Annotated in this window: 24 protein-coding genes and 1 pseudogene; 5 read left to right on the top strand and 20 right to left on the bottom strand. The window is 56.6% G+C overall.

Annotated features, from left to right (window positions below; translation table 11 throughout):
• Nucleotides 1-60 precede the first annotated feature (60 nt).
• Nucleotides 61-588 (bottom strand): XRE family transcriptional regulator, encoded by a 528-nt coding sequence (locus RT197_RS02930; RefSeq protein WP_312947055.1) that lies wholly within the window; start codon nucleotides 586-588, stop codon nucleotides 61-63.
• A gap of 93 nt (nucleotides 589-681) precedes the next feature.
• On the opposite strand from RT197_RS02930, the gene RT197_RS02925 reads away from it, so the two are divergent.
• Nucleotides 682-1,848 (top strand): benzoate/H(+) symporter BenE family transporter, encoded by a 1,167-nt coding sequence (locus RT197_RS02925; protein WP_312947054.1) that lies wholly within the window; start codon nucleotides 682-684, stop codon nucleotides 1,846-1,848.
• Here RT197_RS02925 and RT197_RS02920 read toward each other — a convergent pair.
• The gene (locus RT197_RS02920; RefSeq protein WP_312947052.1) at nucleotides 1,825-2,700 is read right to left on the bottom strand and encodes an AraC family transcriptional regulator; all 876 of its coding nucleotides are present in this window, start codon (nucleotides 2,698-2,700) and stop codon (nucleotides 1,825-1,827) included. The genes RT197_RS02925 and RT197_RS02920 overlap by 24 nt on opposite strands.
• 185 nt (nucleotides 2,701-2,885) lie before the next feature.
• On the opposite strand from RT197_RS02920, the gene RT197_RS02915 reads away from it, so the two are divergent.
• Nucleotides 2,886-3,791: a DMT family transporter gene (locus RT197_RS02915; RefSeq protein ID WP_312947050.1), complete on the top strand. Its 906-nt coding sequence runs from the start codon at nucleotides 2,886-2,888 to the stop codon at nucleotides 3,789-3,791.
• A 405-nt stretch (nucleotides 3,792-4,196) separates the two neighbouring features.
• On the opposite strand, the gene RT197_RS02910 is transcribed toward RT197_RS02915, so the two are convergent.
• The 13 genes from RT197_RS02910 to RT197_RS02850 form a co-directional block, all read right to left on the bottom strand.
• Entirely contained in the window at nucleotides 4,197-4,862 is a 666-nt protein-coding gene (locus RT197_RS02910) for a DUF3313 domain-containing protein (protein WP_312947048.1), read from the bottom strand.
• A gap of 157 nt (nucleotides 4,863-5,019) precedes the next feature.
• Entirely contained in the window at nucleotides 5,020-5,586 is a 567-nt protein-coding gene (gene hxlB, locus RT197_RS02905) for a 6-phospho-3-hexuloisomerase (protein ID WP_312947046.1), read from the bottom strand.
• Nucleotides 5,587-5,593: 7 nt separating this feature from the next.
• Nucleotides 5,594-6,226, bottom strand: coding sequence for a 3-hexulose-6-phosphate synthase (gene hxlA, locus RT197_RS02900; protein ID WP_312947045.1), 633 nt, complete (start codon nucleotides 6,224-6,226; stop codon nucleotides 5,594-5,596).
• A 17-nt stretch (nucleotides 6,227-6,243) separates the two neighbouring features.
• Complete coding sequence (locus tag RT197_RS02895) at nucleotides 6,244-7,251, bottom strand: dihydroxyacetone kinase subunit DhaK (RefSeq protein WP_312947043.1); 1,008 nt, start codon at nucleotides 7,249-7,251, stop codon at nucleotides 6,244-6,246.
• Nucleotides 7,235-7,873 (bottom strand): dihydroxyacetone kinase subunit DhaL, encoded by a 639-nt coding sequence (dhaL, locus tag RT197_RS02890; RefSeq protein WP_312947042.1) that lies wholly within the window; start codon nucleotides 7,871-7,873, stop codon nucleotides 7,235-7,237. Before dhaL ends, RT197_RS02895 begins: the two co-directional genes overlap by 17 nt.
• 24 nt (nucleotides 7,874-7,897) lie before the next feature.
• Nucleotides 7,898-9,037: a hypothetical protein gene (locus RT197_RS02885; RefSeq protein ID WP_312947040.1), complete on the bottom strand. Its 1,140-nt coding sequence runs from the start codon at nucleotides 9,035-9,037 to the stop codon at nucleotides 7,898-7,900.
• A gap of 12 nt (nucleotides 9,038-9,049) precedes the next feature.
• Nucleotides 9,050-9,865: a PTS system mannose/fructose/sorbose family transporter subunit IID gene (locus RT197_RS02880; protein ID WP_312947039.1), complete on the bottom strand. Its 816-nt coding sequence runs from the start codon at nucleotides 9,863-9,865 to the stop codon at nucleotides 9,050-9,052.
• Between the two features lie 9 nt (nucleotides 9,866-9,874).
• Nucleotides 9,875-10,612: a PTS sugar transporter subunit IIC gene (locus tag RT197_RS02875; protein ID WP_312947037.1), complete on the bottom strand. Its 738-nt coding sequence runs from the start codon at nucleotides 10,610-10,612 to the stop codon at nucleotides 9,875-9,877.
• Nucleotides 10,613-10,614: 2 nt separating this feature from the next.
• Nucleotides 10,615-11,112 carry a PTS sugar transporter subunit IIB gene (locus RT197_RS02870; RefSeq protein ID WP_312947036.1) on the bottom strand — a complete coding sequence of 166 codons (498 nt, stop codon included), beginning with the start codon at nucleotides 11,110-11,112 and terminating at the stop codon, nucleotides 10,615-10,617.
• Nucleotides 11,105-11,527, bottom strand: a complete 423-nt coding sequence (locus RT197_RS02865; protein WP_312947035.1) for a PTS sugar transporter subunit IIA — start codon at nucleotides 11,525-11,527, stop codon at nucleotides 11,105-11,107. Before RT197_RS02865 ends, RT197_RS02870 begins: the two co-directional genes overlap by 8 nt.
• 23 nt (nucleotides 11,528-11,550) lie before the next feature.
• Nucleotides 11,551-12,357, bottom strand: coding sequence for a sorbitol-6-phosphate dehydrogenase subunit (locus RT197_RS02860; protein ID WP_409529669.1), 807 nt, complete (start codon nucleotides 12,355-12,357; stop codon nucleotides 11,551-11,553).
• A 112-nt stretch (nucleotides 12,358-12,469) separates the two neighbouring features.
• On the bottom strand, nucleotides 12,470-15,076 hold the full coding sequence (locus tag RT197_RS02855; protein ID WP_312947033.1) for a sigma 54-interacting transcriptional regulator: 2,607 nt from the start codon (nucleotides 15,074-15,076) through the stop codon (nucleotides 12,470-12,472).
• A gap of 140 nt (nucleotides 15,077-15,216) precedes the next feature.
• Entirely contained in the window at nucleotides 15,217-16,809 is a 1,593-nt protein-coding gene (locus tag RT197_RS02850; protein ID WP_312947032.1) for an ABC transporter substrate-binding protein, read from the bottom strand.
• Between the two features lie 118 nt (nucleotides 16,810-16,927).
• On the opposite strand from RT197_RS02850, the gene pepT reads away from it, so the two are divergent.
• Nucleotides 16,928-18,157 carry a peptidase T gene (gene pepT, locus RT197_RS02845; protein ID WP_312947031.1) on the top strand — a complete coding sequence of 410 codons (1,230 nt, stop codon included), beginning with the start codon at nucleotides 16,928-16,930 and terminating at the stop codon, nucleotides 18,155-18,157.
• On the opposite strand, the gene tehB is transcribed toward pepT, so the two are convergent.
• On the bottom strand, nucleotides 18,154-18,750 hold the full coding sequence (tehB, locus tag RT197_RS02840) for a tellurite resistance methyltransferase TehB (protein WP_312947029.1): 597 nt from the start codon (nucleotides 18,748-18,750) through the stop codon (nucleotides 18,154-18,156). The two genes, pepT and tehB, sit on opposite strands and share 4 nt — an antisense overlap.
• A 30-nt stretch (nucleotides 18,751-18,780) precedes the next feature.
• Nucleotides 18,781-19,020 (bottom strand): annotated as a pseudogene (locus RT197_RS02835) (VapC toxin family PIN domain ribonuclease); the annotation flags it as partial.
• A gap of 78 nt (nucleotides 19,021-19,098) precedes the next feature.
• Here RT197_RS02835 and ydcK point away from each other — a divergent pair.
• On the top strand, nucleotides 19,099-20,079 hold the full coding sequence (gene ydcK, locus RT197_RS02830; RefSeq protein WP_312947028.1) for a YdcK family protein: 981 nt from the start codon (nucleotides 19,099-19,101) through the stop codon (nucleotides 20,077-20,079).
• Here the strand turns inward: ydcK and rimL are convergent.
• From rimL to RT197_RS02815, 3 genes are all read right to left on the bottom strand, one after another.
• Nucleotides 20,071-20,628, bottom strand: a complete 558-nt coding sequence (gene rimL, locus RT197_RS02825) for a 50S ribosomal protein L7/L12-serine acetyltransferase (RefSeq protein WP_312947026.1) — start codon at nucleotides 20,626-20,628, stop codon at nucleotides 20,071-20,073. The genes ydcK and rimL overlap by 9 nt on opposite strands.
• Nucleotides 20,629-20,682: 54 nt before the next feature.
• Nucleotides 20,683-22,338: a glucan biosynthesis protein gene (locus RT197_RS02820; protein WP_312947024.1), complete on the bottom strand. Its 1,656-nt coding sequence runs from the start codon at nucleotides 22,336-22,338 to the stop codon at nucleotides 20,683-20,685.
• Nucleotides 22,339-22,576: 238 nt separating this feature from the next.
• Nucleotides 22,577-23,920: a VOC family protein gene (locus tag RT197_RS02815; protein WP_312947021.1), complete on the bottom strand. Its 1,344-nt coding sequence runs from the start codon at nucleotides 23,918-23,920 to the stop codon at nucleotides 22,577-22,579.
• 323 nt (nucleotides 23,921-24,243) lie between these two features.
• Between RT197_RS02815 and RT197_RS02810 the strand changes: the two genes are divergently transcribed.
• Nucleotides 24,244-25,167, top strand: coding sequence for a LysR substrate-binding domain-containing protein (locus tag RT197_RS02810; RefSeq protein ID WP_312947019.1), 924 nt, complete (start codon nucleotides 24,244-24,246; stop codon nucleotides 25,165-25,167).
• Nucleotides 25,168-25,275: the final 108 nt, after the last annotated feature.

Raw genomic sequence — 25,275 nt, 5'->3', positions numbered from 1 at the left:
TCCGCGTTAAAGAAAAATGACGGCTATTGTAGTCAGAAGACCCTGTTTGCGGAATGGGTTTTACGCGTAATGGATCAAAGAATGGAAAAGGACCGTTTCATCGCGGCTGTTGCGGTAAGCGTGCGGCTGGTCGCCCGCGAAACGCACGCCATGGTTGGCGGTGATGGTCTGCCACTGATCCTCAGTGCGCAGCTCCAGGCTGCCGCTGATCACCACCACATGCTCAATGACCCCTTTTTCATGCGGCGTGGACTCGCTGAATGCGCCGGGGGCAAGGGTGATGGAGAGATGATCGAAGCGCAGCGCCTCGTCATACGGAAATAACGGGGTGATCACCATCGCCTGTTGCTGGGGATCGTAAACCGCACGCGCCCCGGCCTGTTGCGGCACGATAAATAAGGTAAAAGGCACATTCAGCCCGGTGGCGATTTTCCACAGCGTCGCCACCGTCGGACTGGACTCGTGGCGCTCAATTTGCCCCAGCATCGCTTTAGACACGCCCGTTTCGTCCGCGAGGCGGGAAAGACTCCAGCCGCGCTGCTGGCGCAGTGCTTTGAGCGTGGTCGCCAGATGATCTGCAATATCCATAATCCCTCCTGCAATGGATGAAAAGTTTACCACTTGTCCGCTATAGCGCACAGTGCTAGATTTGTCGGACGTTATAACGCACAAGGAAGCCTGATGCGCGCGTCGTTCATTCCCTTTTCTTCACTGCTGGCTGGGTTTATTGCGGTTCTGGTCGGCTACGCCAGCTCGGCGGCGATAATCTGGCAGGCCGCGCAGGTGGCCGGAGCCAGCGCGTCGCAAATCGCGGGCTGGATGACCGCCCTGGGGCTGGGAATGGGGATCAGCACCCTCGCCCTGACGCTCTGGCATCGGGTGCCGGTGCTGACCGCGTGGTCAACGCCCGGTGCGGCGCTGCTGGTAACGGGTCTGCAAGGGGTGACGATTAACGAGGCGATTGGCATTTTTATTTTTGCCAATGCCCTGATCGTGCTGTGCGGCGTGACCGGCCTGTTCGCCCGCCTGATGAACATTATCCCTCCGTCGCTGGCTGCGGCGATGCTGGCGGGCATTTTGCTGCGCTTTGGCCTGCAAATTTTCACGCCGCTGCCGGAGAATCTGCTGCTTTGCGGCAGCATGGGACTGGCGTGGCTGATGGCGCGCGTTGCCGCGCCGCGCTATGCAATTATCGCCGCGCTGGTGTGCGGCTTGCTGGTCGCCGGGTGCAGAGGTGACGTTGTCACAAATGGCGTGAGTTTTTCGCTGGCCTCACCGGTATTTATCACCCCGCACTTTACGCTATCCACGTTGATCAGCGTCGGCCTGCCGCTTTTTCTGGTCACAATGGCATCACAAAATGCGCCGGGGATCGCCACGATGCAGGCGGCGGGCTACCGTATTGCCGTCTCCCCTCTGATGATCGTTACCGGTGGCCTGGCACTGCTGCTTGCACCGTTTGGCGTATTCTCGATCTGCATTGCCGCCATTACCGCCGCCATTTGCCAAAGCCCGGATGCGCATCCGCAAAAAGACAAGCGCTGGCTCGCCGCCGCCGCCGCGGGCGGGTTTTATCTTCTGGCGGGAGTGGCTGGCGGTTCTGTCAGTGGACTCATCGCCGCGCTCCCGGGGGCGTGGGTGCAGATGCTGGCGGGGCTGGCGCTGCTCAGTACGCTTTCCGGTAGCCTGTACCGGGCGCTGGCCAATGAGAACGAGCGCGATGCGGCGACGCTGACCTTTTTGCTGACCGCCAGCGGCATTACCCTGGCGGGGATCGGTTCGGCTTTCTGGGGATTGCTGCTGGGCAGCCTGTGCTACGTGCTGCTATCGCGCCTGCGCCGCGCGTAGGCGCGAGGGCGTCATCCCGGTCACGCTTTTAAAGCGATTGCTGAAATGGCTGGCGGAGCTGAATCCGCAGGCCAGCGCGATGTCGGTCAGTGGCGCAGAGGTGTCGCGCACCATCTGCAGCGCCCTTTCCATCCGCCGCTGCATGACATACTGATGCGGAGCCATTTGCATCGACTGGCGAAACATCCGCGCAAAGTGATATTCGCTCAGCGCCGCCACCTGGGCCAGATCGCCCAGCGTCATCGGCTGGGCAAGATGTTCTTCGATCCATGCCACAATATTTCGCAGCACCGACGGCGCAAGCCCGCCCTTGACCGCAGGCAACTGCCAGTGCGTATTGCTGTAATGCTGAATCAGGTGGGTCAGCAGCAGCGTCGAGGCGGTGCTGAGCATCATCTGATTTGCCTGCTCGCGCCAGCTATGACCAAGCAAAAAATGACGGTAAACGGTGGTGATTTGCGGATCGCTACCGAAGGTTTTCTCATCAAGAGTGAAGGAGTGCGGGCTTTTATCCCAGATTTTCTCGCCGATATCGCGCAGGTGGGCGTCGGTGCAGTAAAGATGCACAAAGGAGAGATCGTCGCGGATATCCCAGCTTGATTCGCTCTCTTTCGGCATCAGGCAAAAGCGGTCCGGCCCGCCGCCGTTTTTCCAGCCGCCCGCGGTTTTATGGTAGCTCTCGTAGCCGTCGGCAACGTACAGACTCAGGGTGTGATGATCGCAATACTGGGTAATGTTATCGCGTTTATTCGACCACGCCGCCAGACGAATGCCAGAGTTCAGCGCGACGGTATCGTGTAACACCGCTTTGTGATTGCGAAGATTTTCAAACGCACCGTAAGTTTCTGCCATCGCTGAAGACAACCTTTGTGGGAACATTATTCCAGTCTAGGGATCGGCGCAGCGCGATTCCACCCCTCCTCACCGCTGGCGGTAAAAAAAGCGCAAGATTTTGCAAGTCCGGCGCAGGACGGTACAAGCGCGGGGATGACGGCCGGGAGATAGTGCATTCCTGATGTCTGAACGGAGAAATATTGATGAACGCGCTACTTTACGGGCTGGTGGTGGTGATTTGGGGCACCACGTGGATTGCTATTTTTCTTCAGCAGGGCGACGTTGCAGCGCCGGTGTCTATTTTCTGGCGTTTTGCCGTCGCCAGTCTGACGCTGCTGATCGTGCTGAGTCTGACCCGCCGCCTGCGCTGGCTCGGCGCGCGCGATCAGTTATTTTGCCTGCTTCAGGGCGGTTGCGTTTTCGGCTTTAATTTCTGGTGCTTTTATACCGCCGCCGGGTGGATTAATACCGGACTGGAGTCGGTGATATTTTCCATGGCGGTGCTGTTTAACGCGCTGAACAGTTTTCTGTTCTTCCGGCAAAAACCGCCGCGCCGCTTTTTTGCCGCCGCGGCGCTGGGTTTGCTGGGGATCGTTACCCTGTTCTGGCAGGATCTGACGGCTGCCGATCTTAGCCGCACGCTGCTGTCCGGGATCGGGCTTTCTTTGCTCGGTACCTACGGTTTTTCGCTCGGCAATATGATAAGCCTGCGCCACCAGCGGCGTGGTCTTGAGACGATGACCACCAATACGTGGGCGATGATGTGGGGTACGCTGCTGATGGGGAGCGTTGCGCTGGTACGCGGCGACAGCTTTACCCCTGACTGGACGCTAAGCTATCTCGGCGCGCTGCTCTATCTGGCGCTGTTTGGCTCGGTGATTGGCTTCGGCGCATATTTTACCCTGGTCGGACGCATTGGCGCAGGCAATGCCGCGTACAGCACGCTGCTCTTTCCGCTGGTGGCGTTAAGCATTTCAACGTTTTATGAAGGGTATGTGTGGCACATCAATGCGGTACTGGGACTGGTGCTGATTTTGACCGGTAACCTGGTGATGTTTGCCAGGCCGCTGAATATGCGGCAATGGATAAAGTTACAACGTCATGCCTGAAGACTAAAACCCGGCAGGGTTTGGGCTGGTGTCAGCCGGTACCACGAACTCGGGCGGTTTTCTTTCCCTTTGGGGAGGGTCAGGCAGAGGGGAAACTTTGTACCCGCAATCCCCCTCACCCCAGCCCTCTCCCTCGAGGGAGAGGGAGTTGTGCGTGCCACGGATAAGTTGATGTAAATGACGCTGCCTGAGTATTGATGACAAACCGAATAACGACGCCGGAATGTTCCCTCTCCCTTGAGGGAGAGGGAGTTGTGCGTGCCACGGATGAGTTGATGTAAATGACTCTGCCTGAGTATTGATGACAAAGCGAATAACGACGCCGGAATGTTCCCTCTCCCTTGAGGGAGAGGGAGTTGTGCGTGCCACGGATGGTGAGGAAACCCGCTCCGGGTTTTAAGAAAGTTATTTACTGACGTCAAACATCGTGGCGTCGGTCGCCATATCATCAATAACCTGTTTCAGCGTATCAACGGTCATCGGGGTGTTTTCGTTCGCCAGCTCATCGCCCGCGCCCTTACGGACCACTTTCACCACCGGTTTGTTAGTGGTGGCGTCAATCAGCTCGCCTTCAAAATAGAGATGGGTGTCCATCGTGCGGTGGCCGGTCGCCATCTGCGTTCCCGCGACGACCAGCGCGACCGGGACAACTTCATAGAATTGCAGACCTTCTTTGCTGGTATCCACCCCGGTAATCGCGCCACGGAAGATCAATGAGCGCGGCCCCGGCGTCGTCACCAGCGGCTTGCGTTCGGCGATGGCGGCTTTCAGCTTAGTGTTGGTATAGGTTAGCAGCCCGTCGAGGACGTCTTTACCCACCTGGGTGGTCGGTTTCGGGATCGGGTAGTAAGTCACCGGACGGTAATCGATGCTGTCGTAATTAGCAGGGTTAAAATCCGCCGCCACCCAGCGCAGCACCGGTTTACCGGTGGCCGTGGTGGTTTCCTGAAGACCGGAATAATCGTTTAAAAAGCCTGAATATTTTTCCGGTTCAGCCACTTTTGACGCGCAGCCGGTTAATGCCAGCAGACCGCACAGGGTCGCAATTTTAAAAAAAGAGTGAGTACGCATGAATGATTTCCTGAGATAGGGAGCTAACTTCTTAAGTTATAGCAAAAAATCATATCGCACGTTGTGACAAAAAGAGTGTCCGCCGGGGGCTGGCGTCGTGGATTCAGATTATATTAATGCGCCGGGGCAGCCGGTTGCAGCCCCGGCGCATTGTGCTTTATTCCAGATTGGCGTGGCGGCTGAACATTTGCGCATCGGTTTGCGCAGTTTTCTCTTTCAGCGCAATGACCACACTGTCGTAGATCAGCCAGCTTAGCTGCTCAAAGGACGAGCCGGTCGGCTGGACGGTCGCCGCTTTCGTTGAGGCATCCTCACTTTTGGCGGTAATGCCGGGAATGCGGATCACCGTGCTGGCCAGTTGACCAATGGTGTGATCCGGGTAGATGGTCAGCGTGGCAATTTCCGCCCCCTGCTTGTGCGCTTTTTGCGCCATCGTCACCAGGCTGGCGGTTTCGCCAGAGCCGGAGCCAACGATCAGCAAATCGCCCTGCTGAATGGACGGTGTGGTCGGCTCGCCAACAAACCAGACCTGATAGCCAAGATGCATCAGCCGGTTGGAAAACGCCCGTGCCGCAAAGCCGGATCGCCCGGCACCCGCGACGAAGACCCGCTTCGCGCGCGCAATCGCCTCGCCGAGCGCCGCCACGGCTTTCCCGTCAACGTGCTGCGCATCGGCCACCAGTTCTTCCAGGATCGCCTGAAGATGTCGACATTTTTCCATCATATCCTCCTTAAAGGGCCTGCATGGCGGTTTTAATCAGACGCGCTTCTTCCAGCGGGTCCGGGGCGCGGGTAATCGCCGAGCCGACAATAATCACATCTGGTTTCAGCGCCACGTACTGGTGGATGGTTTTACTGTTGATCCCCCCCGCCACCGAAATCTGCGCGCGGGTGGCGTGCTGTTTCATCAGCCGCAAATCTTCAATTGGCTGCCGCCCCGCCGCCTGCTGATCGGCCCCGGTATGCACGGCGAGATGTTTAACCCCCGCCGCTTCCAGCGCAGCGATGCGGGCGGGCAAATCATCCACACAAATCATATCGATGACCAGATGACGCCCCGCCTCATCAGACGCCCGCAGACACGCCTGCACGGTGAGAATGTCGGTGACGCCCAGCGCGGTGACGTAATCCGCGCCCGCATCGAAGGCCAGCTTGCTTTCGAAATAGCCGCCGTCCATGATTTTCTCATCGGAGAGAATTTCTTTTTCCGGGAAACGCTGGCGGAACTGGCGCACCGCGTTCATCCCTTCGCCGATCACGAACGGCGTGCCAATTTCAATAATATCGACGTACTCGCGCAGCTTTTCTGCCAGCGCCAGCGCCTCTTCCATCGGCAGTTCATCAAGAGCCAGTTGCAGTTTCATTTTGAGTTCCTTTTTGCTTACAAAGATGCCAGTCCCAGCGCGGAGGATGGGAATGAGAGAAGGTCTTTCAGGTCGTCATCAAGTTGCAGAAGAGTCAGGCACAGGCCGTTCATATCCAGCGAAGTCACGTAATCGCCCACGTAGCTGCGCCAGACCGCGCGTCCCGCCTCTTGCAGCGCGTCGTGGATATGGCCCGCCATCAGGTACTGCTCCATCAGCGGCGTCGCCCCCAGCCCGGATACCATGACGGCAAATTCACCGCCTGCGGCCTGCGGGCCAAAGTCTTCCAGCAGGGCGGCAACCATCGCCTGCGCAATGCTCTGTGCGTCCACAAGCGAAGCGACATACTGCCCGGCCTCGCCGTGATGCCCGATACCAAACTCGTAGTGCCCGGGATCGATGGTAAAATTGGGCTTGCCGACCGCCGGAATGGTACATGGCGACAGTCCCACGCAGACGCTGCGGGTGCGGGTGGCGGTTTTCTCGGCGATGGCGATCACCTCATCCAGGGTGCCGCCGCGTTTTGCCACCGCGCCTGCGGTTTTCCACATCAGCACGCCGCCCGCGATGCCGTGACGCTTTTGCGCCTCGCTTTTCGGCGCGGAGGCAATATCGTCCCGCGCTTTAACGATGGCGACGCGCCGCCCCTCTTCTGCGGCGCGGGTAACCGCCATCTGCATGTTCATTGAGTCGCCCGCATAGTTGCCGAACAGGCAGGCGACGCCGTTACCGCGATCCGCCCCGCGAATCGCTTCCAGAAACGCGCCAGGGCCAGGGGACGAGAACACTTCGCCCACCGCCACGGCATCCAGCAGCCCGTCACCCAGATAGCCGACAAACGCCGGTTCATGACCGCTACCGCCGCCGCTGACCAGCCCGACGCGCGCGGGCCGATCGGCAAGATGTTTTTTGAAGATCACTCTGGGATTGGCGGCGCTGGCCTGGACAGCATCGCCATGTACACGCAGAAAACCGGCCAGCATATCGTCCACAACCTCGTCAGGATGGTTAATCAGCCGCTGCATGAGGGGCCTCCTTATGGGTTAAGGTCAGTACCTGGTCTGCGAAAGCGGTCAGCAGAAGCAGACAGGAGCCTGCGCCCGCATCGGGATGGCCGACGCTGCGCTCGCCTACCCGACTGGCGCGACCGACGCGCGGAAACATCTGGCGAGTGGCGTCGAAACCGGCTTGCGCCGCCTGCTTCATGCTGCTGACGCCCTTGCCCGTCACCAGCGCATCGGTTGCCGGGATCAGCGCGTCAAGCAGCGTTTTATCGCCGGGCGCTGCGCTGGTGAGGGTTTGCAGATCCGCCAGCGCCGTGGCAAACATCGCCCGCAGCCGCGCGTCGTCAATCACCTCATGCCCGGCAGATTCACGGCTTAAGCCGCGAAACCAGATGCCGTACAATGGCCCCATCGATCCGCCGATCTCTTCCATCAGCACCTGGCTTATCAGCAGAAAGGCTTCGCTCATGGTCATATCCGGGGTCATTTTGTTTTGCGCGAGAGTAAATCCCTTGCTCATATTGATCCCGTGATCGCCGTCGCCGGCCGCGCCATCAATTTCGCTAAGCCAGGCTTTATGTTGTTGAATGGTCTCAACCATTTTTTGGGCAACAGATAGCCCGTCTTTATTGGTAAAAGACATAAATACCTCTGTGTTTAAGTCAGTTCAGGACATTAACCCGGCATAATGAAATAAAATACGCGCGTGCAGCCGGGTATTCTCTTTAATACCGGTAAAGTGCGTAATGGCCTGGCTGACAGTATTTTCGGCAATATACGTTTGTAATATTACGCTCTGCTCATCTTCAGGGTCGAAATAATGCAGCGCGGCGGCTATGCCCTTAATTAAATATTCATTCGGCAAGCCTGCGGCCTCGGCCTGTTCACAGGGTCCGGTGAGCCGATCCCCCGCCGCCAGTTTGCGGATCGGCGAACGGCATACCCGCTGGACGGTATCCACCACGCCTGGCGTACAAAAGCGGTTAATCACGAACCCGATATACTCGTCCAGTTCCGCCAGCGAAAAAGCGTACTTGTGGTGCAGCAGCCGGGCGGTTTCGCGCATACTTTGTTTGATTTCCGCCACCAGCGCAGGCTCGGCAAAAATGGGCTGCATCGTGCGATAGCCGCGCAGATACCCGACAAACCCGGCCCATGCGTGACCGCCGTTGATAATATAAAGTTTGCGCTCCAGATATTTCTGCAAATTATCGGTGTAGATCGCACCCAGGAGCGGCTGCGCATCGGCATCGCACAGCGCGCACCGGTCAATGACCAGCTCGCGATCGACACCAACGTCAATAACGCTCTCCCCGTCGCGGCTGGTGGTGAGTACCATCCGATCCACGGCGGTATCCGGGAAAGCCGCCAGCTGGTCGATATTCTCCTCGCCCAGCCGGATGCACTCCCGGCGTAAGATCTGCCCGTTAAACAGCGCGTTTTCACAGACGATGACGTTGATTTTCTCTTTCCCCGCCTGCTGGCGCGCCCGGAGTCCGGCCAGCAGCAGCGGCGCGATTTTCGGCAGATTATCCGCCCATACCGCCGTGGTGATCAGATCCGCCTCCACGCAGCGCTGGATCACCGCCTCTGGTTGTTCCAGCGGCGAAAGCGCCTCACGCAGCGGAATAAATTTTTGCTGATAATTCTGTTCAATAATATAAATCGCATAGCCGTGCTGCTGGTTCATTTGCTGATTAAGCGCGTGGTTAGTATCGACAAAGGTAATGTCATAACCGGACTCATTAAGCAAATCACCAATAAAACCCCGACCGATACTCCCTGCACCAAAATGTAAAGCCTGCATACTTACGCTCCATTAAAATATGCCGAGGAATGCGCCGATAATTGAGATGGCAATAATCAGCACCATGATGATGGTAAAATTCTGGTTGCGTTTCAGCAGCCACCAGTAAATACCGAACACCGCCAGCAGCGGCAATATTCCGGGAACAATATTGTCGATGACCTGCTGGAGCACAAAGGGTTTATTCTGCGAGCCAAAACTTAACTCCAGCGGGGTGCTTAATTTCACATAGGTGGAAGACAGCGCCCCCATCATAAACAGACCGAGCGTGCTCGCGCCGGTGATCAGGGTGCGAATATGCCCCGAATGGAGAATTTCGCGGATCGACGCCTGTCCTGCCCGATACCCATACGCCGCCAGCTTACGCCCGACGATAATCTGGATCAGCGGCAGCAGCAGCAGGAAAAACGCGCCCAGCACGCTGCCGTTGGTGGAGAGCGTCACCGCCAGGCCGAAGATAATCGGTTTCAGCGTCGCCCAGTCGATGGAGTCGCCAATCCCGGCCATCGGCCCCATCAGCCCGGTTTTGATCCCGGTGATGGTGTCATCGTCGATGTCCGCGCCGTTCGCTTTCTGCTCTTCCATGGCAATCACGATGCCGTTGATCGGCGCACCGTACACCGCCTCGGTGTTGTAAAACACCAGGTGGCGTTTGATCGCCTGTTTTAAGTCTTCCGGGTCCGGGTAGAGCTTTTGCAGGATCGGCAGAATGGCGGTGGTGAAGCCCAGCGCCTGCAGTCGCTCGTAGGAAATCCCCATTTCCGCGACGATGTAATAATAGAGCCAGCTATTTTTGACGTCTTTTTCAGTAATCAGTTTGTTTTCCATGTCAGCTCCTTACGCTTCTTTGTGGTTCTGGTAATAAGAGATAAGCAGCACCGCGCTTAAGCCAAAAATGGCTGCGCCGAAGACCGGAATGCCGCTGAACTGGACGATGAAATAACCGATGAAAAACCACGGCAGCAGCGCTTTTTTACCGATGACAAAAATGGTCAGCGCGAAGCCCAGCGCGGGCAGTAAACCGCCAGCCACGCTAAAGCCGTGGATCAACCACTCCGGCACGCTGGTTAAAAAGGCGTTAATGCTGTCTTTGCCGTACATGTTGGCGAGGAACGGCACCGGAAAACGGATGAAGAATCCGAGCACCGTCGGCCAGACCACCGCGCACAGCTTGATCTGCCGGACGTTGCCCTCTTCCGCGTATTTATCCGCCATGTGGACGAATACCGCGTTGACGGTTTTCCTGAACTGGTCGAGAAACACGCCCATCACCCCTACCGGCACCGCGATGGCAATCGCCAGCGTCGGCGACAGCCCGGTGTTAAGCGCCAGCGGGATGGCAATCAGCCCGGCAAGGCAATCGTCCGCCGGAAGATTCGATCCCGCCGCCACCAGACCAATATAGAGGATCTGGATCGCCGCGCCGATAATCACCGCCTGGGTAACATCACCCATAATCAGGCCAATAATGACCGAGGAAAACAGCGGCTGACGAATAGCGTGGGTAATGGCGTAACCAATATCCGTTTTACAAATCCAGTACCAGATGCCGGTGAAAATTGCGATTTCAACCATGATTATCCCTCCAGCCGGGCAATTGCTTTATCCAGCGTTAATTTGACTTCTTCAGGCGTCACCTGAAAATAAACGTCGGTGCCGCGTCCCTGAATAAATTTCAGATCCTGTAAATCCTGATCGTCGATGGAAATACCGTTCACCACGCTTCGGCGATTGACGCCGCCGCCCAGCCCACCAATTTGTACTGCCGGAAAGATCACTTCCTGCTCAACTAAATGACGCAGATTGCCAATGGATTTAAACAGCAGCAAAATATTGCTTTTGCCGTTGCTGTAATCCCCCGCTGCTTTTGCCGCCAGAAACGCCGCTTCCGATAAGACATGCACCGCCACGCCCGGCGGCGCGGCCATCACGTAGATATCGGCGAGGAAACTGTCTTTCGACAGTTTATCGTCAACGATGATGATCTCGGTGGCGGCAACAATATTTCGCCATTTGGTAATAACCTGGCCGTGAATAAGGCGAAAGTCGATTCGAACGAGTTTTATATTATTCATACTCTCTACCGTGGGTAATTGAGGTGATGTTCTTAATGCTGTGACTGCCAGCATCAATAATTTTTTCAACAAGCTCTTCAAAGGCGACATCATGCCGCTGCATTTCGGCTTCAATCAGCATAGGCAGGTTCATCCCGCAAATAACCGGATACCCTTTGCGCCTGGCGAATATGGTTGCCACGTTCGACGGCGTACCGGCATAAATATCGGTAAAAATAATGACGTTTTGCGGCGCGGCGTCCACCAGCGCGGTAACATCCTCCAGCAGTTGTTCCGGGGCCATTCCCGGCTCCAGCGAAAAACAGTGGATATTGTCCATTTTCCCTAAGATCATCTCGCAACTGTTGACCAGTTCCTTACCAAAATTGCCGTGTGAGATGACCACCAGCCAGGGCGGCATATTTTTGTGATCCATAAATAATCCTGCAGTAGATAAAGTTAACCGCGAGACTTTCCTCCGGTGATATTGATCGTCGTTCCGGTGATATAGCTGGCTTTATCCGAGGCCAGCCAGATCACCAAATCGGCGATTTCGGTGAGTTTTCCTGGCCGTCCGAGGGGGATTTTTTGACTGTAATCGTCGTTGATATCACTCTCATCCACTCCGCGCGTGTAGGCCAGCGCCTTGCGGTGCGTCATGTTGCCCATTGGCGTAGGCTCGTTAATCCCCGGTGCGACGCCCACCACCCGAATGCCAAACGCGCCCAGCTCCTTCGCCCATGACAGGGTAAATCCATGGACGGCGGCCTTGGTTGCCGCGTAGCAGCTTTGCCCTTTTGAACCTTCAATTCCGGCTTCGGAGAGAATATTAATAATCACCCCGGACCGCTGCGGGATCATCTGCCGCGCGCTTTCCTGGGCACAAATAAAGGGGCCTTTTTGATTAATGTTGACCATGAAATCAAAATCATCGTCGCTGAGTTCGTATTCGGGAGCCTGACCGTAATAGTCCACCAGCAGCCGCGCCCGGTTGACCGCCGCATTGTTAACCAGCCCGTCAAGGCGTCCGTAGCGTTGCACGACCCCGTTCACTAAGTCGCGTACATGCTGGCGCTGGGTAATGTCGCAGCGCTGATAATCCACGCCGGGAATTTGCTGGTCCGTGGCCGGTAATTGCACGTCCGCCACTACCACCCGCGCGTTGTTCTGCGCCAGGCCAAGGGCGATTTTTTCACCAATGCCGGAACTGCCCCCGGTCACGACGATGATTTTCTGCTCCAGTGAAATCCACTGTGTTGACGCCATCTGCATTTCCTCCGTTAAGCCATTCTCAACGGGATTAATACAAATAGCGTGCCAGATTTATTTTCTATTATTTATCATGGCTTTAGGAATTGTGTGCAGCCGTTATGCCGGTTTAAACACTGCCGCTGCTTTCTTTCAACACTAGAGAATCGTTCGGCGCGATGGTGATCCACGGCTCCATCAGTTCATAAATCATCAGCGCTTCGGTGGTGGTGAGCGCAATCCGGTATTTATTGATTAGCGTGCGGAAGGCTTCCGGCACCAGCGCCATAAACGCCTGCTGATCGGCGGTGAGATCGAACTCATCGCGGTGCGCCAGCCCGTCATGCGTGAGCAGCCGCTCTATCATCGCCGCGAGGTGCATAAACAAATTAATTCGCAGATAACTTTCGAAATGGATGCCGTAGGTCAGCTCGAAAAACTTCACCACGTTTTCCACTTCGTCGATAATCACCCGTGGATTCAGGAACGAGAGATGATTTGCCACCCCTTCAAGCGTAAACAGAATAACGATCTCATCGACCATCCGCTCCATATCCTGCATCGGCATAATCTGCGCGAAATAGTTTTTCCATAATAAATCCGGTTTTTCACCTATCAGCCTGCGGGTATTAATTTGCGGAAGATAACCGGCATCAATTTCGGTGGTGGTGATGAGCAGCCGCGTGCCGTACAGGGCACTGTCGGCCTTGGTTAATTTCCATTTCAGGTCATCGTATTCCATGGTCACGATATCAATCGACTCATCGCGGATGTGGCGACGGGCAATTTCCTGGATCTGCCGGGCCACACCTTCGCCGGAGATACAGGAAATAATAATTTTATTGCCCTGCACGATGCCGGAGTAATAACGCGCCTCGACCTCCCACGCGCCTTTAATGCCGTCAACGATCTCTTTCATCGCCAGTTTATGCTGGATCTTACCGGCAATATCCAGCGCCATGGCAGTACTGACGTTGTTCATCACCAGCAGGTCGCCCTGAATATGCAGTTTAATTTCGCTGTAGATATCCTGAAGCGATCCCATATCGACCAGAATAATCATCCCGTTCTGCCCCTCAAGGCGGATGATCCACTCCTTCAGCCGGGCAATAATTCCCCGGGTATTGACCGACAGCGGCATATCAAAGGCTTTCAGATAAAAGCCGCCCAGCAGTTTGTTGGCGGTTCCGGCGATGCTGGACGCGGTAGACGCGCCGTGGGAAACGATAATGCCCTGGATCAGCGGTTCGGGTTCGACCTGATGGCAGAAAATGGCGGTGAGCAGCGGCTCCATCAGACTGATTTGCTCCGGCGGGAATTTTTTCTCAAACAGCGCGATACACTCCTGGGCCAGCAGGCGCGCGCGCAGCGGGGTCCAGGCGGTGATGCCGTTGAGATAGGTCACCCTCTCGCCGCTGACCGGTTCATTGAGCGACCACTGGAGACAGTGAAAAACCGCTTTTTCCATCACCGGGCCGACGGAAATCCCGGTTAAATCGTTAAACTCCGCCAGCGTCTCTTTGGTCAACTGCCACAGCGTGCCCTGATAAAAGCGCTGGGCCATCGATGTGCCGGATTGTTCCTCCAGCTTGCGAATTAACAGCGGCACGTTGCCGGTGCGACAAAAGTTTTCCACCAGGTTTTCGCCCTGTCCGGCGTTGAGCGAGGCCGAAAATAGCGTGGCATAGTCCGCCTCTTCCGCACTGAAGGTGATGCGGTCCTGCTCGTTATGCCTGCCCGACGGGCTATCGATACAGATCCCCTGGCTGCCGCGCCGCGCCGACGCCGAGGCGCACAACACCTTGATATGATTTTTCAGTTCGCCAATATTACCCTGCACCGGGGTGGTGATGAGCTGGTGGATCAGCGCACTTTCTACGTGAATATCCTGGCGAAAACGTTTGGCTTCGTGGGAGAAAAAGCGCGAGATCAGCGAAAGCTGTTCCATAAACGGGCGCGAATCCCACGACGGCAGCATCACGGTGACGGGAATACGGCGGCGAAAGGTGGTCAGCAACACGTTTTCGGTATTTTCGGTGGTGGCAAATACGCAGCGCACGCGGGCCTGACAAGGCTGGCGGCTGTCGCCGAGGCGGTAAAAATAGCCTTTGTCCATAAACAGAAACAGCTTTTCCTGATTTTCCGCCGACAGGCGGTGGACTTCATCAAGAAATAAAAACCCGCCGTCGGCCTCATCCAGCAGGCCAGTTTTATTGCGTTCGGCACCGGTAAATGCACCTTTGACATAACCAAACAGCGCCCCCGACAGCAGTTCCGGGTTATTGGCGTAATCGGCGCAGTTGAGTTCGATCAGCTTCCCGGTGGGAGCGATTGCCCCGTTTTCGCAGGCGTACTGATGCAGAAGCTGGGCCAGATAGCTTTTCCCCACTCCGCTTTCGCCGGTGATCAGCACCGGCAGCCCGCCGTCCGGGTAATTGACCGCCGCGACGCACAGTTCGACGGCGGTTTTCAGGCTACCGGTCGCGCCAATCAGCGAACGGAATACCGTCGCGCCGTCTTGCTCGCTTTGCGCCATCCGTTTTTCGGTCAGCCAGAAGCGCACCGGGCGGGTGTTCTCTTTGCGCAGATAGCCATCGTCGCAAAGTTGATTAAGGTAAAGGCTGATCACGCTGCGGCTGGCGGAGGTAAAATGCTCGCAGTCCAGAGTGGTAAAACCGCTTAGCGGCGTGCGCCAGGCGGCGTCGAGTTTATGATAAAGATCTTCTTTCGCTGACATAGTCCACCATTACGTATCCTTAAGCGCTGTGGGAACCATGTTGCTTAAAAAGCGCTTTAGCAAGCGCAGAGCAGCGTGAAACCAACCTGGCTCACATTTTCGCGGAATGCGCCGGGTAAAGAACTTACCCGGCGAAGGGGTTATTTCACATCTACCTGATAGAAAATGTGTTTCCCGAACGGGTCGATCTCATAGCCGCTGACGTTTTTGCGTACCGGCTCAAAAATGGTCGAGTGGGCAATCATCACGGCGGGCATCTGGTCATGCATCATTTGCTGCGCCTCTTTGTACAAAGCGGTGCGTTTGTCCTGATCGGTGATCGTTTTGGCTTCGGCGATGATCTTATCAAACGGCTTATAGCACCACTTCGCCGAGTTGGAGCCGCCGTTGGCGGAGGTGCAGGTAAACAGCGGGCCGAAGAAGTTATCCGGGTCGCCGGTGGCGGTGGTCCAGCCCATTAAGGCCGCCTGATGCTCGCCGCTTTTGACGCGGTTCAGATATTCGCCCCACTCAAAGGTCACGATTTTCGCCTTCACGCCCACGTTTGCCCAGTCCGCCTGGATCATCTCCGCCATCCGTTTAGCATTCGGGTTATACGGGCGCTGTACCGGCATCGCCCACAGGTCGATGGTCATGCCGTTAGCAAAACCGGCCTCTTTCAGCAGCGCTTTGGCTTTGGCCGGATCGTAGTCGTAATCCTTCAGTTCGCTGTCCGCGCTCCAGACGCCCGGCGGCAGGATGTTTTTGGCGGCGGTGCCGGTGCCCTGGAATACGGCATCAATAATCGCCGGTTTGTTGATTGCCAGCGCCAGTGCCTGACGCACTTTGACGTTATCCAGCGGCGCTTTCTGGGTGTTGAAGGCGAGGAAGCCGGTATTCAGCCCCGCTTTGCTCATCAGATTGATGTCCGGGTTGGCTTTCATACGCGGTAAATCTGCCGGATTAGGGAACGGCAGTACCTGGCACTCGTTTTTCTCAAGCTTGGCAAAGCGCACCGACGCATCCGGGGTAATGCTGAAGACGAGGCGATCCAGTTTGGCCTTGCCGCCCCAGTATTGCGCAAACGCCGTGTACAGAATGCGCGAATCCTTTTGATACTGTGCCAGTTTGAACGGCCCGGTGCCAATCGGCTGCATATCCACCCGCTCCGGCGTCCCGGCTTTCAGCATCGCGTCGGCGTATTCGGCGGAGAGGATCGAGGCAAAATACCAGCCCAGATCGGCGACAAACGGTGCTTCCGGGTGCGCAAGGTTAAAGCGCACCGTGTAGTCATCGACTTTATCAATGCCGGTGATCAGCGTGCCGAATTCAAGGCTTTCAAAGTTGGAGTACGTACCGCCAGAGACTTTGTGATACGGATTGTTGGGATCTTTCTGGCGCATAAATGAGAAGATCACGTCATCGGCATTAAAGTCGCGCGTCGGGGTAAAGTATTTGTTGCTCTGAAATTTCACGCCCTTGCGCAGATGGAAGGTATAGGTTTTGCCATCTTCGCTGACCTCCCAGCGTTCTGCGAGGCTCGGCACCAGTTGCGTGGTGCCGACTTTAAAATCCACCAGCCGGTTATAAACCGGGACAGCGCTGGCATCCACGCTTGTGCCGGAAGTGTAAAGTTGCGGGTTGAAGTTTTCCGGCGATCCTTCTGAACAATAAACCAGCGTTTTCGCCGCAACGGTGGAGCTAACCGCCAGCGCAGCCAGTGCCAGAGCAAGGGTTGATAATTTGCTTTTCATCACTTTTTCCTGTTTTCTTGAGTCTGTGGCGGATGACGTGCATGTCGTTTGCTGACTCATAAATACCATTAAAAACGTTTTGCAAGCACCTGATAACTCAAATAAAGAAGGAAAAACCATGTCTTCGCCGTTAGCCAGTCAATTAACCCAACGCTTCTTCCGCTATCTTGCCATCAGCAGCCAGAGCGATCCGGCGGGGATCAGCCTGCCCACCACGCCCGGTCAACACGAGATGGCGCGGGCGCTGGCAGCAGAGCTGGTGCAGTTTGGTCTGGAAGATATCGTGATTGACGAGCACGCCACGGTGACCGCCGTGAAAAAGGGCAATGTGCCCGGCGCACCGCGCGTGGGCTTTATTACCCACATCGACACGGTGGATGTGGGACTGTCACCGGATATTCATCCGCAGATCCTGCGTTTTACTGGTGAAGATCTCTGCCTTAACGCGCAAAAGGACATCTGGCTACGGGTCGATGAGCATCCTGAAATTCTGGCGTATCCGGGTGAAGAAATTATTTTTAGCGACGGCACCAGCGTGCTCGGCGCGGACAATAAAGCGGCGGTGACGGTGGTGATGACGCTGCTGGAAAACCTGACGGCAGAGCACCGCCACGGCGATATCGTGGTAGCGTTTGTGCCGGATGAAGAGGTCGGATTACGCGGGGCGAAAGCGCTGGATCTGCAACGCTTTGCGGTAGATTTCGCCTGGACCATTGACTGCTGCGAGCTGGGCGAAGTGGTGTATGAGAATTTTAACGCCGCGTCGGCAGAAATTCGTTTTACCGGCGTCACCGCGCACCCGATGTCCGCCAAAGGCGTGCTGGTAAACCCGCTGCTGATGGCCTGTGATTTTATTAACGAATTTGACCGCCAGCAAACGCCGGAGCACACCGCCGACCGCGAAGGCTACGTCTGGTTTAACGGCATGGAAGCGGTACAGAGCTATGCGGTGTTGCAGGCTAGCATTCGCGATTTCGACCAGGACAGCTTTGCCCGGCGCAAAGCGCAGATTGGCGAGGTCGCCCGGCTGATCGCCGCGCGCCATCCGACGGCGAAGGTTGAATTTACGATTAGCGATATCTACAGCAACATCAGCAACGCTATGGGTGAAGATCGCCGGGCGGTGGATTTAATCTTCAGCGCCATGGAAACGCTGGGGATCACGCCGAAGCCCACACCGATGCGCGGCGGCACCGACGGCGCAGCGCTCTCCGCCAAAGGTTTGCTGACCCCGAATTTTTTCACCGGCGCGCATAATTTCCACTCAAAATTTGAGTTTCTGCCGCTGAAATCCTTCGAGGCCTCGTACAACGTGGCGCTTCAGCTCTGCCTGCTGGCCGCTCGTTAAGCCGGTTTACGCGCCAGCAGTGTGGCAAAACGCAGCTTAATACGGTTTCCGTCGGCGTCGGTGCGGTGCAGCTCGCCGACGTCTTCATTGTATTTAATCACGTCCCAGCCCGCATAATAATCGCGCAGTTCCCCCTCTTTAAAGGTAAACGGAAAGCCCACCGTGCAGGGGTAATCCCCGGTATCCATCGCCGCCACAATCAGATTATGGCCGCCGGATTTGGTGCAACGCTGCATATTGGCAATCAGTCCGGGAATGGTTTTAGCCTCCAGAAACATCATCACCACGGTGGAGAGAATAAAATCGTACTCGCCATCGAAGGTGAGCGTATTCAGATCGGCCAGCGCCGGATGCAGATTTTCCAGCCCTTCTGCCGCACGGATGGTTTCCAGATTATTAATGCTCGCCGGATTGCGATCCCACGCCGTTACCTCATAGCCGTTCGCCGCCAGCCACAGGCTGTTACGCCCGTTGCCGCAGCCTAAATCCAGGGTTTTACCCGGCTGCATATGGCGGGCAGCGTCTATAACGTCGGAATGGGTACGGGTTAAACCGTATTTTTCAGTAAAGTAATTCTCATCGCGGATGGTCATGATTTTTCCTGAGGGTTTTGCAGCGAAGTGTTAAGGATTTACCCAGTCTTCCAGCAGCAGTCCGGGGACACGCTGAAACTCGTGCGTGTTATTCGTCACCACCACCGCGCCCACCGCAATGGCGCAGTCATTATTGCCGACCGGCGTACCGGCGGCAGCCAGGGCGATTTTGATGTCGGTGGTGGCATCCACCGCCGCGCGATCCCAGGGCAGAATAGCATCCAGACGGCGGCTGAAGGCTTCCACCAGCGCAGCATGACGCGGAGAAGCCAAACCCAGCTTATCTCACCGTCCGCCATGTTCCAACACCTCTGCTATTTTTATCAAAGGCCGATCCGGGAGATGAACATGCAAAAGTACCGCCTTAGCGAGGAATCACGCGTTTATAGCTATCAGGACCAGGGCGAAAACCACCGGGTGACGCTGTACCAGCTTATTGCCCTGCGCGATTTTGCCGATGTCACGGCGGGCAGCGAAGGCGGCTGGGTGGAGAATGAAGAGGCGTTAAGCCAGGCGGGAGACTGCTGGATTTATGATGTGAACAGCGCGGTGTTTGCCGAAGCGAAAGTGAGCGGCAACGCCCGCCTGACCCAGTGCTGCGTGGTCAGCCACGGGGCAACCATTGACGGCAATGCGTGGCTGGATGCGGCGCAGGTTTCCCATCGCGCCGCCATACGTGACAACGTCACCATTCAGCAGTCGACGGTGCGCGGTGAGTGTGAAATTTCCGGCGACGCGCGAGTTTTGCACAACAGCGAAATTGTTGCGGTACGGGGACTGACGCTGGAACGCGATCAATGTCTGCACATTTACGACCGCGCTACAGTGGTGGCCTCGCGCATCGTCCATCAGGCGCAGATTTATGGCGATGCCATCGTCAGGCATGCGTTTATTGAACATCGGGCGGAAGTGTTTGATTTTGCTGTGCTCGAAGGTAATGAAGAAAATAACGTCTGGGTATGCGACTGCGCGAAGGTCTACGGGCACGCGCAGTTGATTGCCGGGACGGAAGAAGATGCGATCCCCACCCTGCGCTACAGCGCTCAGGTGGCGGAAAATGCGCGAGTGGAAGGGAATTGCGTGCTGAAACATCACGTGCTGGTTGGCGGAGACGCGCAGCTACGCGGCGGGCCGATCCTGATCGACGATAACGTGGTGATTCAGGGGCGAGCGCGCATCAGCGGCGACGTGATTATTGAGCACTTTATTGAACTGACCGATGACGCGGTGGTAGAAGCCTTCGCAGGCGACGTGCTGCACCTGCGCGACCATAAAGTGATTAACGGCGCGCAGCGCATTACGCGCACGCCGCTGGCGGGGTTACTCTGAATCCGGGTCAACAATGCGGGCGTAGATATTCTGATCGTCATAGCTGCCGTTGAGAAATTCCGCCTGCTTCAGACAGCCTTCAAGAGTGAAACCATTGCGGCGGGCGAGTTCATTGCTCGCGGTGTTGGCAACCCGGCATTTAATCACGAAGCGGCGCAGTTCTCCGCGCGCCACGTAATGCGCCATCAGCGCCTGTAACGCCTGCGACATCACCCCCTTCCCCTGCTGGTCTTGATCCAGCCAGTAGCCGATATAAGCCGTTTTATTCAGCGGCTCGATCAGGTTAAAGGAGATCACGCCGATCAGCGTTTCCTGCGCAAAAATAAGATACATTTTGGCGTAGCCGCGCTGGTGCAGCATCACGTTACCCTGCACATTTTTGCGGGTATCACTTTCGTCATTTACCGTTTGCGGCCAGTTCAGCGAGCCTTGCAGCCAGTCTTTGTTTTTTTGCACCAGCGCGTACAGGGCGCTGACAAAACCTTCATCGACCGCCCGCAGCGTGAGGGCGTCGTTGACCGGGATAATATCGATGGATTCAGCGGACATATCCTGCTCCAGAAGCGGGCCGGGCCTGGACATCAGACCCGGCGGAGTAAAACGTTAGCGCATCACGCGGTCATCAACGTAATTACGCTTATCAGGCGCGGGGGGGAAATACTGATACAGCCAGGTTTCGCTGATCGCATCACCCTGGCAGCGCAGGAACATCCGCATATCGACCGGATCGGTGGCGTCGGAGGTCGGATACCAGTCGAACAGAATGCGATAACCATCAAACGGCTCGACGTACAGAATTTCTACCTGCTTCGCCTCGCCGCTGGAGAGGGTGATCACCGGCTCAATGCCTTTCGGCGCAGCGGCTTTCAGATCGCCGCCCACAAAATCAATCGCAAAGCGGCGCGCCCATTTTTCCGGGAAGTGCTCGCCCGGTGCCCAGCCCTCCGGGAATGCGCCCATGCCGGTGCGCGTTGCCAGTACCCGCGCCAGCGGAGAGCGAACCGGCGGCTGCGCGCTCCAGTAGAGGCGGTATTTGAAATCCAGATCGTCGCCCGCCCGCACCGGTTTTTCCGGCTGCCAGAAGCAGACGATGTTATCCAGCGTTTCGCCGGTGGTCGGGATCTCCATCAGGCTGACCGCCCCTTTGCCCCACTTGTTGCGCGGCTCGACCCACAGGCTGGGACGTTTGTTGTACCAGCCCATCACGTCCTGGTAATGCGAGAAATCGCGATCCAGTTGCAGCAGCCCGAAGCCTTTCGGGTTGGTATCGACGTAGGCGTTAAACTGGAGTTTTTGCGGGTTATTCAGCGGGCGGCAAATCCACTCGCCGTTGCCCAGCCACATGGCAAGACGGTCGGAGTCATGAATTTGCGGATGCAGCGTGTCGCACATCCGGCGCTCGTTGTTGCCGCAGCTGAACATGCTGGTCATCGGCGCGATGCCGAGCTGTTTGATATCTTTACGCGCATAGATGTGATTCTCCACATCCATAATCACCTGGCTTTCTTCGCAGTGGATCACGAATTTATAAGCGCCGGTAACGCTGGCGCTGTCGAGCAGCGCATAGACGGTAAAGGTGGTAGCGCCGGGCTTGACGGTTTCAAACCAGAACGAAGTGAAGTCCGGGAACTCTTCCAGCGAATCGGTGAAGGTATTCACCGCCAGCCCACGGGCGGAAAGGCCGTACTGATAAGTGCTGTCTACCGCACGGAAATAGCTGGCACCGAGGAAGGAGACGATATCGCGCCGCGCCAGTTCGGGTGCTTTAAACGCGCGGAAACCCGCGAAGCCAAGATCGGTCTGCCCGACCAGTTGGCGGGTATCAACGCCCGCATCGTTATAGCGGAACAGCTCCGGGCGGAAGTGAATCTCGCGCGCTCGCTGGCTGGCGGCATCGAGCGAGAACATCCGCACCCGGCGGCGAAACCCCATGCCGACATGGAAAAACTGCACGTCAAGCTGGCGGCCATCGATATTGTTCCACAGCGAATGCGCCGCGTCATACTGAATGCTGTTGTAAGCCTGCGGCGTGAGGGTCGCCAGCGTATCGGGCAGCGGGCGCGGCGCCCCGACCCACGGCTGCTTAGCCAGATCGCGCGCCCTGGATTGCAGCGAAGCAAAGTCGAAGGGTTGGGTCTGGCCGTCGGCGATATCCGACTCTTCCGCGAATGCCGCGCGGGAGAATAGCGCCGATATTCCTGACGTACCGCACACGGCGGCGGCAGCCATTGAAGTTTTTAGAAATCTTCTGCGATTCATGCCTGGAAAACGTCCTTAGGTCAGCAAAATGGACCCCGCCGTTGCTCATTAACGCAGCAAGTCAGAGCGCGTCCGAAAGCGCCCACTTTAGACAAATTTCATTGATAAACCAATTGTTGCGCGCGGAAAATCTGCGCCAGGCGGAAAATTTATGTTGTCGAGGAGATTAGCCTGAATCGCGGGTAAAGTTATGTTTAAAAAATCCCCGTTTTAGTCAGAACACGGGGATTTTTTCTGCTCAGAGGAGACCGCAGCGCCGCCTGCTTCGGTCTTCCGCCTGCTGATAGAGGGTGAATTCATCGAGCACCGGGCAGCCGAGCGCCTGCTCAAAGGCTTCGCGCGAGGCGTTACCGTGGCGGCGGGCCTGGGTTTCATTGCCCAGATTGGACTGAAAAATCCCGGCGGCGCTGACCGGTAAAAAATCCTCGTAGATGATGGGCTGCGCCACCAGCCAGCCGCGCTCGATCAGCGGCTGCGGATCGTCGCCGGGATGAATGGCCTGGCGGTGCGCTTCTCCCGCCGGGGTCAGGCGATAACGATAGTAGGCCAGCCCCTGACGCCGCAGGAAAATATCGCTGTCGGGGAAGCGCTTAAAGACGTCCTGCAAATGCAACTGGTGGGTCAGGTTATCTTTACCGGTTCCCGCCTCGCCGAGTAGCTGGTCATACAGCGCCCGCCCTTTCGGTGTCAGCGCTACCCCGCGCTGTTCAATTTCGCCAAATCGCGCGGTGTGGGTTCCCTGATGGCTGCCCGCAAACAGCACCGGCTCTTCCAGCGCTTTAAAGCTGGTTTGCCGCAGCAGGATCGGCACTTCGCGCCGGGGCGGGCCTTCAATCAGGAATTTCGGTTCGATGCCGCATTCCGGCATCAGCGCCTGCACCCGGTCAATGTCCAGCGTGCGCGGGGTCAAATGATTGATATGGCAGCCAGGGAAGCAGACCACATCGGCAATCAATCGATGCTGCTGGTTTAAGGCGTGATAGGTTTCTTCATCTACCGTGGCATGGCGATGCCAGCGGAACGTTTCCAGCGCTTCACGGACAAATTCCGCGCCCTGCGTCACGGTAAATGCGCCCTGCTGCTCATAAAGATCCATCAGCGCCCGGCAGCGGGGTGTAAAAATATCACGCAGCACCAGGGTCGCCATCGCCCTTTCGCGCAGGCGGCTGTCGTCAATCAATTCGGGGCGCAATAACGAGGTAAAAATGCGAAACGGATTGCGGGCCAGCGCCTCATCCTCAGTCGGGCGAAAAGCCGTGGAGTGGACCGGCACGCCCGCCTGCGACAAATCATAATAGCTGACCGGAAACATGCCCATAATGGCGAACATCCGCCGCAGCGTCGCCAGTTCCTGGGCGGTGCCGACGCGAATTGCCCCGTGGCGCTCGACGTTTAATCGTGCCAGCTCGTCGGCGTTTGCCAGCTGTTCATGCAGGCGCGGATTGTTTTCCAGCACCGCCAGATTCACATCTGCGACCAGCTCCAGTAACGTCCCGTACTGGGGAACTTCCTGCTGGTACATTGCCGACATAGCCTGCGAAAATTGTTCCCGAATCTCATCAGCCGTGATGGTGTTCGCCATGATGTCTGCCTCCAGTGAATACTCTCTGGAGTGTAGAAAAGCGCTTTCATTCGTGTGGGAAGAATTTACGATTTGTGATCGCCGCCGATCTTCCTTAACTCAGCAGATTATTCAGCTTTTCATGACCGCTGCTTATGGAAAATCGCGCCAGCTTTTACTTAAAATTAACCTATGCAAAAAGTCTTAAAGGACAATCCGCTGATTTACAGGGTAATTCACATCATGTCCCCAAAAATTAAATGTTAATGAAATTTTGCTAGCAAGTTATCAAAATTAAATAAGTTTACTTGTCACCCGTGCCGCTGTGTTTTAAACATCTGGCTATGGAAAAAAACGGGCTTTTTAATCAGCGCATTCGCCTGCGCCACTTACATACTTTCGTCGCTGTCGCGCAACAGGGAACGCTGGGGCGCGCGGCTGAAACGCTCAACCTCAGCCAGCCTGCACTGTCAAAGACGCTTAACGAGCTTGAGCAACTGACCGGTGTGCGGCTGTTCGAGCGCGGGCGGCTCGGCGCGCAGCTTACGCTGATCGGCGAACAGTTTCTGACGCACGCGGTAAAAGTGCTGGATGCGTTAAACACCGCCGGGCAGTCGCTGACCCGCAAAGAGGGCATAAACAACGACATCGTGCGGATTGGCGCGCTGCCCACCGCCGCGCTGGGTATTCTCCCGGCGGTCATCGGCCAGTTTCACAAACAGCAAAAAGACATCACGCTTCAGGTCGCCACCATGAGTAACCCGATGCTGCTGGCGGCGCTGAAATCGGGAGAGATCGATTTAGGCATCGGGCGGATGTCCGATCCCGAACTGATGAGCGGGCTGAATTACGAACTGCTGTTTCTTGAGTCGCTGAAGCTGGTGGTACGCCCCGATCACCCTCTTCTGCAACAGACCATCACCTTTAGCCGGGTGCTGGAATGGCCGGTGGTGGTGTCCCCGCGCGGCACCACGCCACGGCAGAATGCAGAAGAACTGCTGCAAAGTCAGGGCTGCAAGATGCCAGCCGGGTGCATCGAAACCTTATCCGCCTCGCTCTCGCGCCAGTTGACCGTGGATTATAACTACGTGTGGTTTGTGCCGTCCGGCGCGGTGAAGGATGATTTGCGCCTCGGCACGCTGGTTGCGCTGCCGGTAACGACGCTGGGGGCGGGAGAGCCGATTGGCATACTGACCCGCATCGATGCGAACCTGTCGGCGGGCGCGCAAACGCTGCTGGGCGCGATCCGCAGAACGCTGCCGGAATAACGGTTTCAGGTTTTAATACCTTCCCGCATTGGTTTAAATTGACGTTTCCCCTGCAAAACCCAGGCAGCCGCCGGAAAGAGGCGCAAAGCCCCTTTCCGGTCAGCGTCG

It is taken from the genome of Superficieibacter sp. (assembly GCF_032071645.1).
Classification (GTDB): Bacteria; Pseudomonadota; Gammaproteobacteria; order Enterobacterales; family Enterobacteriaceae; genus Superficieibacter.
The sequence above is the reverse complement of the archived record's forward strand: the minus strand, read 5'-3'. Positions and strand labels throughout refer to the sequence as shown.

Excerpts from the sequence above, each read along its gene's own strand:
- tehB (WP_312947029.1), bottom strand. The coding sequence starts at position 18,750 with ATGACCATCCGCGATGAGAATTACTTTACTGAAAAATACGGTTTAACC.
- RT197_RS02870 (WP_312947036.1), bottom strand. The coding sequence starts at position 11,112 with ATGAATAATATAAAACTCGTTCGAATCGACTTTCGCCTTATTCACGGC.
- RT197_RS02880 (WP_312947039.1), bottom strand. The coding sequence starts at position 9,865 with ATGGAAAACAAACTGATTACTGAAAAAGACGTCAAAAATAGCTGGCTC.
- hxlB (WP_312947046.1), bottom strand. The coding sequence starts at position 5,586 with ATGATGGAAAAATGTCGACATCTTCAGGCGATCCTGGAAGAACTGGTG.
- RT197_RS02810 (WP_312947019.1), top strand. The coding sequence starts at position 24,244 with ATGGAAAAAAACGGGCTTTTTAATCAGCGCATTCGCCTGCGCCACTTA.
- ydcK (WP_312947028.1), top strand. The coding sequence starts at position 19,099 with ATGCAAAAGTACCGCCTTAGCGAGGAATCACGCGTTTATAGCTATCAG.
- dhaL (WP_312947042.1), bottom strand. The coding sequence starts at position 7,873 with ATGTCTTTTACCAATAAAGACGGGCTATCTGTTGCCCAAAAAATGGTT.
- RT197_RS02850 (WP_312947032.1), bottom strand. The coding sequence starts at position 16,809 with ATGAAAAGCAAATTATCAACCCTTGCTCTGGCACTGGCTGCGCTGGCG.
- RT197_RS02925 (WP_312947054.1), top strand. The coding sequence starts at position 682 with ATGCGCGCGTCGTTCATTCCCTTTTCTTCACTGCTGGCTGGGTTTATT.
- RT197_RS02915 (WP_312947050.1), top strand. The coding sequence starts at position 2,886 with ATGAACGCGCTACTTTACGGGCTGGTGGTGGTGATTTGGGGCACCACG.
- RT197_RS02895 (WP_312947043.1), bottom strand. The coding sequence starts at position 7,251 with ATGCAGCGGCTGATTAACCATCCTGACGAGGTTGTGGACGATATGCTG.
- rimL (WP_312947026.1), bottom strand. The coding sequence starts at position 20,628 with ATGTCCGCTGAATCCATCGATATTATCCCGGTCAACGACGCCCTCACG.
- RT197_RS02820 (WP_312947024.1), bottom strand. The coding sequence starts at position 22,338 with ATGAATCGCAGAAGATTTCTAAAAACTTCAATGGCTGCCGCCGCCGTG.
- pepT (WP_312947031.1), top strand. The coding sequence starts at position 16,928 with ATGTCTTCGCCGTTAGCCAGTCAATTAACCCAACGCTTCTTCCGCTAT.
- RT197_RS02910 (WP_312947048.1), bottom strand. The coding sequence starts at position 4,862 with ATGCGTACTCACTCTTTTTTTAAAATTGCGACCCTGTGCGGTCTGCTG.
- hxlA (WP_312947045.1), bottom strand. The coding sequence starts at position 6,226 with ATGAAACTGCAACTGGCTCTTGATGAACTGCCGATGGAAGAGGCGCTG.
- RT197_RS02860 (WP_409529669.1), bottom strand. The coding sequence starts at position 12,357 with ATGGCGTCAACACAGTGGATTTCACTGGAGCAGAAAATCATCGTCGTG.
- RT197_RS02920 (WP_312947052.1), bottom strand. The coding sequence starts at position 2,700 with ATGGCAGAAACTTACGGTGCGTTTGAAAATCTTCGCAATCACAAAGCG.
- RT197_RS02815 (WP_312947021.1), bottom strand. The coding sequence starts at position 23,920 with ATGGCGAACACCATCACGGCTGATGAGATTCGGGAACAATTTTCGCAG.
- RT197_RS02855 (WP_312947033.1), bottom strand. The coding sequence starts at position 15,076 with ATGTCAGCGAAAGAAGATCTTTATCATAAACTCGACGCCGCCTGGCGC.
- RT197_RS02885 (WP_312947040.1), bottom strand. The coding sequence starts at position 9,037 with ATGCAGGCTTTACATTTTGGTGCAGGGAGTATCGGTCGGGGTTTTATT.
- RT197_RS02930 (WP_312947055.1), bottom strand. The coding sequence starts at position 588 with ATGGATATTGCAGATCATCTGGCGACCACGCTCAAAGCACTGCGCCAG.
- RT197_RS02865 (WP_312947035.1), bottom strand. The coding sequence starts at position 11,527 with ATGGATCACAAAAATATGCCGCCCTGGCTGGTGGTCATCTCACACGGC.
- RT197_RS02875 (WP_312947037.1), bottom strand. The coding sequence starts at position 10,612 with ATGGTTGAAATCGCAATTTTCACCGGCATCTGGTACTGGATTTGTAAA.